This window comes from Cyanobium sp. N5-Cardenillas (assembly GCF_024345515.1).
GTDB lineage: Bacteria > Cyanobacteriota > Cyanobacteriia > PCC-6307 > Cyanobiaceae > Cyanobium.
Genome location: NZ_JAGQBG010000096.1, coordinates 1 through 11,051 on the forward strand (window position 1 = coordinate 1; position 11,051 = coordinate 11,051).

Below are 11,051 nucleotides of genomic sequence, written 5' to 3' on the forward strand. Positions count from 1 at the left end.
CCCGCCATGTGGTCCGTCTCCGAATGGGTGTCCAACGGCCACCTGCCCACCGCCGAGGTGGTGCAGGAGCTGGTGGCGGAGGCCCATGGCCGCTTCGCGCCGGTTCTGGACGGCCGGGTGGCCGACTACATCCCCGCCCTGGCGGCGGCCGCTCCCGAGCACTTCGGGCTCTGCGTGTCGAGTTGCGGGGGGGCGTTGTTCGAGGCGGGCGAAGCCAGGGAGTCGTTCAGCATTCAGAGCATCTCCAAGCCGTTCCTGTTCGCCTTGATCTGCCAGGCCATCGGGGAGGAGGAGGCCCGCGAGAAGCTCGGTGTCAACAGCACCGGCCTGCCGTTCAACTCGGTCCTGGCGGTGGAGCGCAGCGGTGAGGGCCTCTCCAATCCGATGGTGAACGCCGGGGCGATCGCCGCCACCAGCCTGGCGCCAGGGGCCAGCAGCGAGGAGAAGTGGGCCTTCATCCAGGACGGCTTCTCCCGTTTCGCCGGCCGGCGGCTGGAGGTCGATGGGCGGGTCTTCGATTCGGAGGTGGCCAGCAATCGCCGCAACGCCGGTCTGGCCTCCCTCCTCAGTGATCACGAGCGGATCTGGTGGGACCCCGACGAGGCCACCGAGCTCTACACCCGCCAGTGTTCCCTCAGTGTCTCGGCGGCCGACCTGGCCGTGATGGCCGCCACCCTGGCCAACGGCGGACGTCAGCCGGTCACGGGTGAGCAGGTGATCGAGGCGATCCACTGCCAGCACGTGCTGGCGGTGATGGTGACGGCGGGGCTCTACGAAACCTCCGGCGACTGGCTGTACGCCACTGGCCTGCCGGGGAAGAGTGGTGTGGCCGGCGGCATGATCACGGTGGCCCCGGGCAAGGGGGGCCTGGCGACGTATTCGCCACCCCTCGATGAGGCGGGCAACAGTGTGCGCGGCCAGCTCACGGCGCGTTTCCTCTCCGAACGGCTCGGTCTGAACCTGTTCGCTTCCCGGCCTGAGGGGAGCCCCTGAGCCATGGCCGCTGCAAGGGAAATGAAGGCCTCGCCTGTTTACGATGCAGCCTCAGCAGGGGGTGTTTGACCGCAATGATCAGCACCACCAATCTCGTGCGCTATCTCCTGCTGGTGGCCTGTATCGGCGTCACGGTGGTGATCTTCAATTACTTTTCAGGCACGATTGCGGTGTTCACGGCCGCCGCCATCGTGGCAGCCCTTCTCAATGTCCCGGTGAAGTGGCTGAGCCGCTATCTGCCACGGGGATGGTCGATTGCCGCCGTTTCCTGCGGCGCCCTGATTCTTCTGGTGGGCTTCGTCACTGGCATCGGCCTGCAGGTGCTGAACCAGGGCCAGGGTCTGCTGCTGGATCTTCAAGGCACCTTGAAACAGCAGGACCTCACGCCCCTGCATCAGTACCTCAAAACCTATGGATTCGACCGAATCACCACGTTGCTGCAGGAGGGTTTACTGACGGGACTGGGGTTGCTGCAAACCGTGTTTTCCGGGGTCTTCACGGGAATCTTTGGTGCGGTGATCAGTCTCTACATGCTGATCGATGGCGAAAAGCTCTGGAAAGGATTCCTGGGGCTGATTCCTGAGCAGCACCGTGATCGTTTTGCCGAGACCTTTCTGCAGAGCGTTCTGGGATTCATTCGCGGCCAGCTGCTGCTGATGGTGTTTCTCACCGTTTCAACGGCCGTGATCTTCCCTTTGCTGGGAGTGAAGTACAGCCTGATTCTTGCGGTGATTGTGGGAGTCCTTGATGTGATCCCCGGGATCGGCGCCACCCTCGGTATCGTGTTGATCTCGTTGATGGTCTTCACCTCCCAGGGGGGAGACATCGGCTTGCGGGCCTTGATCGCGTCCGTGCTGCTCGGTCAGATTCAGGACAACATCGTCCGGCCCAAGGTGATGGGCCAGGCGATGGAGCTCAATCCGGTGATTCTCTTTTTGGCCCTGTTCATCGGACAGCGGGTCGCTGGCCTGTTGGGGGTGTTCCTTTCGATCCCCATTGCCGGCATGATGGCAATCTGGCTTCATTCCGAACGCCAGCAGCAGGAGTCCATCCTCCTGAAACCAGCTGGTGAGGATTAGGCCAGTGATCACGGCCAGGTCCCCGTCTTGCCGGCGTTCGGCATCGCCATCACACGGGCGTCGGTGGGGGGTGTTGCAGCCGGCTGTCATGCTGCTCGTCACTGATCTTCTTGCTGACCCTTGCCTGTGAATCGCGCGATCGTTGCCGCCCTCACCGCCCTTGCCGCTGCGGCGGCCACCGGGGTTCCGGCGGCGCAGGCCAGCTGCCGCTTTCTGATGCCGCTGGGGGGCGGCGGCAACCCGGTGGTGTCCAAGCGGATCGGGCCGGACCGGCTCGTGGGCCGCACCAACTGGAACACCGACTTCATCGTGGATCGCAACTTCCGCAGTTATCGCTTCTTCTTCACATCGGCCTCCACCGAGCGCGCCAGCTTCCCGGTCTCCGGTTTCATGGTCTTCACCGACGGCAGCAGCCTGCAGGTGATCAACGAATCACCGACGTTCGAACCTGGGACGGGCCGGATGTTCGGGCCCTTCCAGGCCGTTCCCGGCAAGCGAACCCGGCTGATGAATTTCCGGGTGGGCTCGTCCACCACGCCGGCCGCCCTTGGATTCAGCTATCGGATCTCCGTCCAGGGTTGTGACTGATCCGCCATGCAGTTCGAGAGCTTTTCCACCTTCAACATCGCCATCGTGGTGCTGGCGATCGGCCGCTGGCTGAACCGGAAGGTGGGCTTCCTGCGGGAGTTCAACATTCCGGAGCCGGTCACCAGTGGGCTGCTCGTCTGCCTGCTGCTGGCCCTGATCCATGCCATCAACGGCACGGAGATCAGCTTCAATCTGCAGACGCGGGATTTTCTGCTGCTCTATTTCTTCGCGGCCATCGGCCTCAATGCCGACATCAAGACCCTGCTCTCGGGTGGCTGGCCCCTGCTGATCCTGGTGGGCACCACCGTGGGCTACATGATCCTGCAGAACCTCACCGGGATCGGCATGGCCGCCCTGCTGGGGCTGAATCCCCTGGTGGGCCTGCTGGGGGGGTCGGTGTCCCTGCTGGGGGGGCACGGCACGGCGATCGCCTGGGCCCCCCGCTTCGCCGAGAGCCACGGCATCAGCAATGCCCTCGAGATCGGCATCGCCTGCGCCACCTTCGGCCTGGTGCTGGCCTCGCTGATGGGCGGGCCGATCGCCCGGATCCTGATCCGCCGCCACCGGCTCAAGACGCCGCAGGCCCAGGCGGCGGCCGAGCCCGAAGGCGGCACCCCGGAGAGGGAGCCGGAGCCGGTGACGTACTTCAGCCTGCTGGGCACCCTCTTCTGGCTCAACGTCAGCCTGGGCCTGGGGGAGCTGCTGCACGAAGTCCTCAAGGCCGCCGGCAGCAACCTGCCCCTGTTCGTCTGCTGCCTGTTCGCGGCGATCATCCTCACCAACACCGTGCCGCGGCTGCTGCCGATCCGCCACCTGGCCGCCCCCCGGTCCCTGGCCATCGTCTCGGACATCTCCCTGGGCATCTTCCTGACGATGTCCCTGATGAGCCTGCAGCTCTGGACCATCGCCTCCCTGGCGGGTCCGATCCTGGCCATCCTGGCCGCCCAGTTCGTGGTGTCCTTCCTGTTCGCCCTGTTCGTGGTGTTCAAGGTGATGGGCCGCGATTACGAGGCTGCCGTGATCTGCGCCGGCTTCGGGGGCATCTCCCTGGGGGCCACCCCCACGGCGATGGCCAACATGTCGGCGGTGGCCCAGACCTACGGTGCCGCCCACCGGGCCTTCATCATCGTGCCCCTGGTGTCGGGCTTCTTCGTGGACATCAGCAACGCCGTGGTGATCCAGCGCTTCCTGAACTGGTTCGGCTGATCCGGCGGGGGCTCTGGCGCGCAGGATTCAGAAGCGCAGGGTCGTCCGGATCAGGCCGGCCCAGACACCCAGGCTGGCTTCCCCTGACGCCGCGGGGACCAGAAGGGCCTGGGACAGGTCGGTGCTGCCGCTGAGGGCGCCCCGCGGCCGGCTCAGCCAGAAGAGCGCCGGCGTCACCGAGAGCTCATCGCTGACCTGGATCCGGTAGAAGACCTCGACGGCCAGCCCCCGGTCGTCGAGGCTTCGGCTGGGGGTCCGGATCGCGATCACGTGGGCGGGGGAGCCGACGGCGAAGCCCAGGCTGTTGCCCACCCCCAGCACATCGCTCCAGACCAGACCGGTGTACCAGGAGCGGCTGCGCACCCCAGACAGGCCGGCCACCGGGTAGGCGTCGAAGCGGAACGTGTCCTGGCCCCAGCCGGCGCTGATCGAGGGGAGCCAGCCGGAGCGGCGGGGCTGCCAGTAGCCTGCCAGCGACCAGGATCCGAGGCTGCCGTCGCGGCCGCCGGCCGCCAGCTCGCTGGCCAGGGGCGTGCCCCGGAGCCGCACCTGGGGGCCGCTCAAGCTGTAGGCCCCGGTGATGTTCCACTGGGGCCGGCTCAGGGCCAGCTGCACGGTGCTGGTCTGGGAGGAGGAGCCGGAGAAGAGGCCGCCGCCCTGCTCGCTGCCCCCGGCCCGGCCGGCCACGTAGGCGTAGCCGAGGCTCAGCCCCTGCAGCCCGCCCCGGGGCTGCCACCAGAGTCCGAAGCCACCCCCCAGCCGTTTGCTGTAGGTGCCCGGGGATCCGGCGAACTGGAACAGATCCAGGATCGGGGAGGCGTTGTAGACGCTCGGCCAGACCGGCAGCATGTCGAGCTGCATGATCCGGGGCCCGACGCTGAGCCGGAACTCGGGGCTGAGCGGCAGCTGCAGGTAGGCCCGGTTGATGCTTACCAGCCGACCGGAGCACGCCACATCCCCCGCGCCGCAGGCCGGCTCCTGGAAGGCCACATCCAGCCGGCTCAGGGGGGTGGGCGGGTTGGAGAAGAAGCCGGAGGGGGCGAAATCGCCGCTGCGCAGGCGGATCCGGAACAGGTCCTGGCCCGTGAAGCTCGTGTCGATCGTCAGGCGCAGCTCGTGGTTGAGGCTGACGCCGTTCAGCAGCGGCGCCCCCGCCGCGGTGTTGCTGGCGCTGTCCACCGCGCTGCCGGCGTACTGCACGGCGCCCAGGACGCCGTTGATCTGCAGGTTGACGGTGGTCGTGGGCGCGAAGCGGGTGGCCTCGAGCGCCTCGACGGCGGCCTGGGGCGCGACCTGCGGCAGCTCCTGGGCCAGCAGAGGGCCCGTGGCACCGCCGAACCAGGCCGCCGCCAGCCCGGCAACGGTGGCGCCAGGGGGCCTCATGGAGCCTGGCCGCTCAGGTGATCACGGTGGGCCGCTCCATGCCGGTGCGCATCCGGATCTCGGCCAGTGCGTCGATGGCGACGATCAGATCCCCCAGGGCCCGCTGGGGGTTCTGGTCGAGGTCGCCGCTGGGGGGCACGTAGCTCTCCAGATACACCCGCAGGGTGGCGCCCTTGGTGCCCGTGCCCGACAGCCTCAGCACCACCCGACTGCCGTCGTCGAGCAGCACCCGCAGGCCCTGGCCCTTGCTGATCGAACCATCCACCGGGTCGGTGTAGCCGAAGTCGTCGGCGGCGCGGATCGTGCGGCCGGCGAAGGCCTGGCCCGGCAGGGCGGTGAGCATCCCGGAAACCCTGTCGTAGAGGCCGTGGGCGGCGTCGCTGGCCACGGCTTCGTAGTCGTGGCGGGAGTAGTAGTGGCGGCCGAAGCGGCTCCAGTGGCCCGCCATCACCTCCGCCACCGAGCAGCCGCGCACCGCCAGGATCTGCAGCCAGAACAGCACGGCCCAGAGGCCGTCCTTCTCGCGGATGTGGTTGCTGCCGGTGCCGAAGCTCTCCTCGCCGCAGAGGGTGATCCGGCCGGCATCGAGCAGGTTGCCGAAGAACTTCCAGCCCGTGGGGGTCTCGAAGCAGGGGATGCCCAGCTCGGTGGCCACCACGTCGGCGGCGGCACTGGTGGGCATCGAGCGGGCCACGCCGGCCAGGCCATCGGCATAGCCGGGGGCCAGGGTGGCGTTGGCGGTGAGCACGGCCAGGCTGTCGCTGGGATTCACGAAGCAGTTCCGGCCCAGGATCATGTTGCGGTCGCCGTCGCCGTCGCAGGCTGCGCCGAAGTCGTAGGCGTTGCCGGCCAGCAGCAGGTCGGCCAGCTCGTGGGCGTAGGTGAGGTTGGGGTCGGGATGGCCGCCGCCGAAGTCGGCCAGGGGCACGCCGTTGCGCACCGTGCCGGCCGGGGCCCCCAGCAGCCCTTCGAACAGGCGGCTGGCATAGGGGCCGGTGACGGCATGCATGGCATCGAAGGCCACCCGGAAGTCGCCCCGCAGCAGGGCGGCGATGCGGTCGAAGTCGAACAGCTTCTGCATCAGGGCCACGTAGTCATCGACCCCGTCGATCACCTCCACGGCCATGGAACCGATGCTGGTCGTTCCGGGGGCGTCCAGGTTGAGGGACTCGGCGTCGAGGATCCGGTAGCCCTCCAGGCTGAGGGTGGCGCCATGGATGGCATCGGTGACCGATTCCGGTGCCGGTCCGCCGTTGGCGCCGTTGATCTTGACGCCGAAGTCGCCGTGGGGGCCGCCGGGGTTGTGGCTGGCCGAAAGGATGATCCCGGCCACGGCGCCGCGGCTGCGGATCAGGTGGGAGGCGGCCGGGGTGGAGAGGATGCTGCCGGTGGTGGTGATCAGGCGGCTGACCCCATGGGCCGCGGCCATGCGGGCGATGACGCTGATCGCTGCAAGGTTGCCGTAGCGGCCGTCACCGCCGACCACCAGGGTTCCCCCCGCGACCCCGGGCACCACCCGCAGGGAGGCCTCGATGAAGCTTTCCAGGTAGTGGGGTGTCTGGAACCGGGCCGTGCTCTTGCGCAGCCCGGAGGTGCCGGGTTTCTGGTCGTCGAAGGGTCGCTCCAGCGCCACCTGACGCAGCTCGGTCGTCATCGCCATGGCCGGCGTCCTGGGGGGTCGGGGGGGAGCCCCAAGCTACCTCCGCTAACCGTTCCGGCCGCCCCGTTTCTGGTCGCGCTGACAGAGCTGGCTAGCCTGGAGCCAATTGCGCTGATCCCATGGCTCTACGGATGCTCCCCGCCGCCCTGCGCACCTCCGCCGCCCTCGGCGCCACCACCGCCGTCGCTGCGGCAGGAACTGTCGTGCTGAGCCTGTCCTCGGCGCGGGCGGCGGTGATGGGCGCACCGAAGGCCCTTCCCTATGCCGAAGCCGTGGACCGTACCCACGCCGCCGCCGAAGCGGTGCTGGCCGGAGCCGGAGCCGAAACCTGCCTGCGGGGCAAGCTCACCAATGCCCTGCTGGGGCTCTCCAGCAGCTGTGAGGCAAAGGGCGATCGCAACCCCCTCTGCCAGCTGGCCGACAAGGCCGCCGTCGTCACCCCGATGAGCCTGGCCTTCATGCGCGATACCGCGACCCGGCTGCTGGCGTTAATTGAGGCCCCGGCGGCCGGAAACCCCCAGGCCACCAAGCCCCAACCCTGACCTCTTCTCGCCCTCCATGGACGTCAAGCACCCCTCGGATGACGGCTCCCTGTCGCCGCAACAGGTCCAGCTGCTCGAGCAGTTTCGCGACCGCGTCGAGGCGAAGATCAGCAACCACGGCCTCACCAGCGCCGACGTGGCCGAGCTGGTGGCAGACCTGCGTGGCCATCCCGAGATGAGCCGTCTGATGATGGCCGAGCTGACCCAGGAGCTGCAGCGGCTGCTGCCCGGCCAGCGCTTCAGTTTTGATTGGGATTGATCAGGTTCAGGCCCCCCTGCCTGGGGGCGGCATTGGCCGCCGGCTTGGGGACGGCTAACTGCAGGCGGCAAACGGCCGTGAGGCTGCGGGCGGCCCTGTCGATCGGTTCGCGACGCTCGAAGCTGTTGCTGGCGGCCACCACCGACCTCTGACGGATCGTCCAGAGCGTGTCCTTGCAGCTGGCCGGCAGGCGCGGGTGGTCGAGCAGGGGGTCGGCGAGGCTGCGGGCCTTGTCGCAGGGTTCGGCCGTGTTTTCGCGGCTGCAGGCCAGGGTGATCAGCTGCAGGGAGCGGAATTCGGCGGAGGGCGGAAAGGGGGGCGGCTCCGGGGCGGCCCGCAGCGGCTCTGCCCCGAGCAACGGCAGGCTCGCCAGCAGGGCCAGCTGCGGCAGGGACGCTCTCAGGTGGCGTGGGCCGGGGCGGGTGACGGGAACGGTCCGGTCCATGGCTGGCGGAGAGGTCACCCAATCATGGCCGCCGCTCACAGGTCCGGGGCGATCGCCGCAACGCCGTTGCGCAGCTCCCGCTGGCTGGCCCGCCAGCGCCGCTCCAGCAGGGGGCCGCTCCAGCGGGCGCTACGGGCCAGCAGGCTCCGCAGGAGGTGTCGCCGCCGCAGCAGATCGGCCCGTCGGGCCTCCTCCTGCTGCAGCTGCTGGATCCGCCGGATCTCCGGCAGCCGCTCGGCGCAGATCGCCGCAGCAGCGGCATCGATGGCGGCAGGGCCACCCTCGAGCAGGGCAGGCGCCAGCTGCCCGGCGGCCACCAGGGCGTCGCGCAGGGCCATGTTGATGCCCTGGGCCCGCAGCGGACTCATCGGGTGGGCGGCATCGCCGAGCAGCAGCAGGCCCGGCCGTTGCCAGCGCGGGCACAGCCCCACCCGCACCGGCAGCCGCACCGGCCCCTGCACGGACGCCGCCGCCAAGGCCCGCAGCAACCGTGCCAGGAGCTGGGGGGCGTCCCGGGCCCAGAGCGCCAGCCACTCCCCGGGGCTGGCCGGGGTGGGGGACGGGGCGGCGCGACCCGGCTCCATCGCCCAGCCGAGCTGCACGCCGCCGCGGGCGGAGGGGAACAGGGCGTAGCTGCCGGCGGCGCCCACCACGGTCACGAAGCGGCCCGCCAGCCAATGCACAAGGTCCTCGGCCCCCGGGGGCTCCAGCCGGAACCAGAGCACGTCGAGGGGGCTGGGGGCGCTCTCCAGCGTCAGCTCCGCCCTGCGGCGCAGCAGCGACTCCCGGCCATCGCAGGCCACCACCAGGTCGGCCTCCAGGGCGGTGCCGTCCGCGAGACGCACCCCGGCGATGCGGCCGTCCTGCCGCAGCAGGTCGGTGGCGGCCTGGCCCTCGTGGAACTGGAAGCCCGGCTGCCGGCCCGCCTGGGCCAGCAGCTCCTGCAGCAGCGAGTCCTGGTCGATCAGGGTGCAGGGCACGGGGCTGCCCATGGGCTCGGCCGCCTCGAACAGGCGCTGGCCGTCGAGGAAGAAGCTCCAGGCCGTCAGTGGACGCTGGGCCACCGCCGGGGGGAGGGGTTGCAGGCCCATGGCGGCCAGGGCCGCCAGACCGCTGGGCATTAGTCCCTCGCCGCGGAACGGCCGGCCACCGTGGCCGCAGGCGTCGATCAGGTCGACCGGGAGGCCGCGGCGGGCCAGGAGCAGGGCCAGGCTGGCGCCGGCGGGACCGGCCCCCACCACCACCACCCGGCTGGCGGGGGGACCGGACGGGCTGCTCAGGTGAAGGAGTTGTAGTTGAGGCCTTCCTCAGGGTTGGCGGTCTCCGCCCCCTGGAGGGAGTTCTTCATCCTGAGCAGGTAGTCGACCAGTTCCTGCTGAACGGTCAGCAACTCGCTGGTGCAGCCCCGGAAGGCGGCACGGTGGCGGATTTCGTCGTGGCGGGTGTGAAGGTCCCGCAGCATCAGGTTGATGGCATCCAGGCGCGGGGTGACCTGGCGGGAGCTGGTGGGGGCGGCGGGAGTGGACACCGGGTCCATGGATCGTGTACTGAGCGTTACCGAATCGTAGTCGCCGCCGTGGGCGCGGCTTCGGCGGCCCGCTGCGTTCCGCTGCCGCAGCTGCGCCGCCGCTGCTCCATGCGGCGGGCCAGCCGGCCGCTGACGCCCAGTTCGGCCCCACGCCAGAGGCGGTCGATCTCCGCTTCGAAGTGGCGGGCCAGCAGGGGGGAGCGGATCAGCAGCAGGGTTTCATCGTTCTGGAACGCGGCTGAGGGGCTCCAGTTGAAGCTGCCGGTGATCACCTCCCGGCCATCGAGCACGGCGAATTTGTGGTGCAGCTTGTCGCCCCCGGCCAGCTGGGGTGTGCCCACCCCCTCCAGCGGGGTGCTCCAGGTCCGGTTGCCCGCTTCGATCCTGCAGTCCTGGTCGGGCAGGGTCACGCCGAGAAGGTCGAGGGTTTCGCTGAAGGCCCGGTTGGCGAAGCCAGGATCCGCCAGCAGACGCAGCTTCACGCCCCGCCCATGCAGCTCCTGGAGCCGGTCGGCCAGGTTCTGGCCCGAGAAGACGAACAGGGCCAGATCGAGGCGCCGGCTGGTGGCGGCCAGCTTGGTTTCCAGCCAGGCCAGGCCGTGGTGGGGGTCGCGGCGGCGGTGGGGGGAGAAGAGCACCTCCACCGGCGTGCCAGCCACGTCGACCACCTGGGCAGGTCCGCCCTGCTTGGCGATGCCGAAGCGGCTGTCAGGGGCTCCACCGGGGCCATCGCCCCAGAGCCGGGCGAATTCGGCGGCGAACACCCCGGCCAGGGCGGGGCTGTCGAAGCGCAGCAGATGGTTGACGTTGCCGCGGGTGCTGGGCGCGCCCGCATCGCCGTGGATGCAGGAGGGGCTGAAGTTGGCCGAGCCGGTGACGACCACCCGGCCGTCGACCACGAGGAACTTGTGGTGCATCAGGCCGCTGCCGCGGCTGCCGTCGGCGGTGTCGTCGAGCAGGGGCACGCCGGCCCGCTGCAGCACGGCGACGGCGTCCCCCTGGCCGAGGGCGGCCAGCTGCTGCTGGCGCTGGCGCTGGTGGGGCGGCAGATCAACGGGATGCTGCTGGCTCCAGGGGGTGCTGTAGAGGTTCTCCAGCACCACCCGCACCCGCACGCCCCGGCGGTGGCGTTCCGCCAGAGCCTCCGCCACCGCCGGCAGGGAGAGCTCCTGCACGGCCACCAGGATCTCCACGCGGGCCTCGCGGATGCTCTCCAGCAACAGGGCCTCCAGGTCATCCCCCTGGCGCCACTGGCCGCTGATCGGGCTGCGGTAGCGGCTGTCGCCGCGGTGGTTGAAGGCCACCCGAATGCCCGCCGGCAGGGGCAGGGCCCGGGGGGCGCCGCCGCTCAGGGCGGCCGGTGCGGGG

At 69.8% G+C, this 11,051-nt stretch carries 12 protein-coding genes; 6 read left to right on the plus strand and 6 right to left on the minus strand.

Features of this window, described 5'->3' with window-relative positions; genetic code table 11:
• From glsA to gltS, 4 genes are all read left to right on the plus strand, one after another.
• A partial coding sequence (gene glsA, locus KBZ04_RS09055; RefSeq protein WP_254991628.1) for a glutaminase A occupies positions 1–993 on the plus strand: 993 nt, incomplete at its 5' end.
• A gap of 74 nt (positions 994–1,067) precedes the next feature.
• On the plus strand, positions 1,068–2,072 hold the full coding sequence (locus KBZ04_RS09060; RefSeq protein WP_254991629.1) for an AI-2E family transporter: 1,005 nt from the start codon (positions 1,068–1,070) through the stop codon (positions 2,070–2,072).
• A gap of 126 nt (positions 2,073–2,198) precedes the next feature.
• Positions 2,199–2,660, plus strand: coding sequence for a hypothetical protein (locus KBZ04_RS09065; RefSeq protein ID WP_315860097.1), 462 nt, complete (start codon positions 2,199–2,201; stop codon positions 2,658–2,660).
• A 6-nt stretch (positions 2,661–2,666) separates the two neighbouring features.
• On the plus strand, positions 2,667–3,866 hold the full coding sequence (gene gltS, locus KBZ04_RS09070; protein WP_254991632.1) for a sodium/glutamate symporter: 1,200 nt from the start codon (positions 2,667–2,669) through the stop codon (positions 3,864–3,866).
• A 27-nt stretch (positions 3,867–3,893) separates the two neighbouring features.
• Here gltS and KBZ04_RS09075 read toward each other — a convergent pair whose 3' ends face one another.
• Together KBZ04_RS09075 and KBZ04_RS09080 are read right to left on the minus strand one after the other, a co-directional pair.
• Positions 3,894–5,249, minus strand: coding sequence for a carbohydrate porin (locus KBZ04_RS09075; RefSeq protein WP_254991633.1), 1,356 nt, complete (start codon positions 5,247–5,249; stop codon positions 3,894–3,896).
• 13 nt (positions 5,250–5,262) lie between these two features.
• Complete coding sequence (locus tag KBZ04_RS09080) at positions 5,263–6,909, minus strand: alpha-D-glucose phosphate-specific phosphoglucomutase (protein WP_409995955.1); 1,647 nt, start codon at positions 6,907–6,909, stop codon at positions 5,263–5,265.
• Between the two features lie 131 nt (positions 6,910–7,040).
• Here KBZ04_RS09080 and KBZ04_RS09085 point away from each other — a divergent pair, with 131 nt between their 5' ends.
• Both KBZ04_RS09085 and KBZ04_RS09090 read left to right on the plus strand, forming a co-directional pair.
• Positions 7,041–7,451 carry a hypothetical protein gene (locus KBZ04_RS09085; protein ID WP_254991634.1) on the plus strand — a complete coding sequence of 137 codons (411 nt, stop codon included), beginning with the start codon at positions 7,041–7,043 and terminating at the stop codon, positions 7,449–7,451.
• Positions 7,452–7,467: 16 nt separating this feature from the next.
• Positions 7,468–7,710 carry a hypothetical protein gene (locus tag KBZ04_RS09090; protein WP_254991635.1) on the plus strand — a complete coding sequence of 81 codons (243 nt, stop codon included), beginning with the start codon at positions 7,468–7,470 and terminating at the stop codon, positions 7,708–7,710.
• Here KBZ04_RS09090 and KBZ04_RS09095 read toward each other — a convergent pair.
• The 4 genes from KBZ04_RS09095 to KBZ04_RS09110 all read right to left on the minus strand — a co-directional run.
• A complete protein-coding gene (locus KBZ04_RS09095) occupies positions 7,691–8,155 on the minus strand; it encodes a hypothetical protein (RefSeq protein ID WP_254991636.1) in 465 nt (154 codons plus the stop codon). The genes KBZ04_RS09090 and KBZ04_RS09095 overlap by 20 nt on opposite strands.
• 35 nt (positions 8,156–8,190) lie before the next feature.
• Entirely contained in the window at positions 8,191–9,393 is a 1,203-nt protein-coding gene (locus KBZ04_RS09100; protein ID WP_254991637.1) for an FAD-dependent monooxygenase, read from the minus strand.
• Positions 9,394–9,431: 38 nt separating this feature from the next.
• Positions 9,432–9,692, minus strand: coding sequence for a hypothetical protein (locus KBZ04_RS09105; protein WP_254991638.1), 261 nt, complete (start codon positions 9,690–9,692; stop codon positions 9,432–9,434).
• A 17-nt stretch (positions 9,693–9,709) separates the two neighbouring features.
• Positions 9,710–11,051, minus strand: a 1,342-nt coding sequence (locus KBZ04_RS09110) for a phospholipase D-like domain-containing protein (RefSeq protein WP_409995956.1), incomplete at its 5' end; no start/stop codon positions are given.

Bases quoted from the DNA above. Each gene is read 5' to 3' on its own strand.
- KBZ04_RS09060 (WP_254991629.1), top strand. From the start codon at position 1,068: ATGATCAGCACCACCAATCTCGTGCGCTATCTCCTGCTGGTGGCCTGT.
- gltS (WP_254991632.1), top strand. From the start codon at position 2,667: ATGCAGTTCGAGAGCTTTTCCACCTTCAACATCGCCATCGTGGTGCTG.
- KBZ04_RS09075 (WP_254991633.1), bottom strand. From the start codon at position 5,249: ATGAGGCCCCCTGGCGCCACCGTTGCCGGGCTGGCGGCGGCCTGGTTC.
- KBZ04_RS09080 (WP_409995955.1), bottom strand. From the start codon at position 6,909: ATGGCGATGACGACCGAGCTGCGTCAGGTGGCGCTGGAGCGACCCTTC.
- KBZ04_RS09085 (WP_254991634.1), top strand. From the start codon at position 7,041: ATGCTCCCCGCCGCCCTGCGCACCTCCGCCGCCCTCGGCGCCACCACC.
- KBZ04_RS09090 (WP_254991635.1), top strand. From the start codon at position 7,468: ATGGACGTCAAGCACCCCTCGGATGACGGCTCCCTGTCGCCGCAACAG.
- KBZ04_RS09095 (WP_254991636.1), bottom strand. From the start codon at position 8,155: ATGGACCGGACCGTTCCCGTCACCCGCCCCGGCCCACGCCACCTGAGA.
- KBZ04_RS09105 (WP_254991638.1), bottom strand. From the start codon at position 9,692: ATGGACCCGGTGTCCACTCCCGCCGCCCCCACCAGCTCCCGCCAGGTC.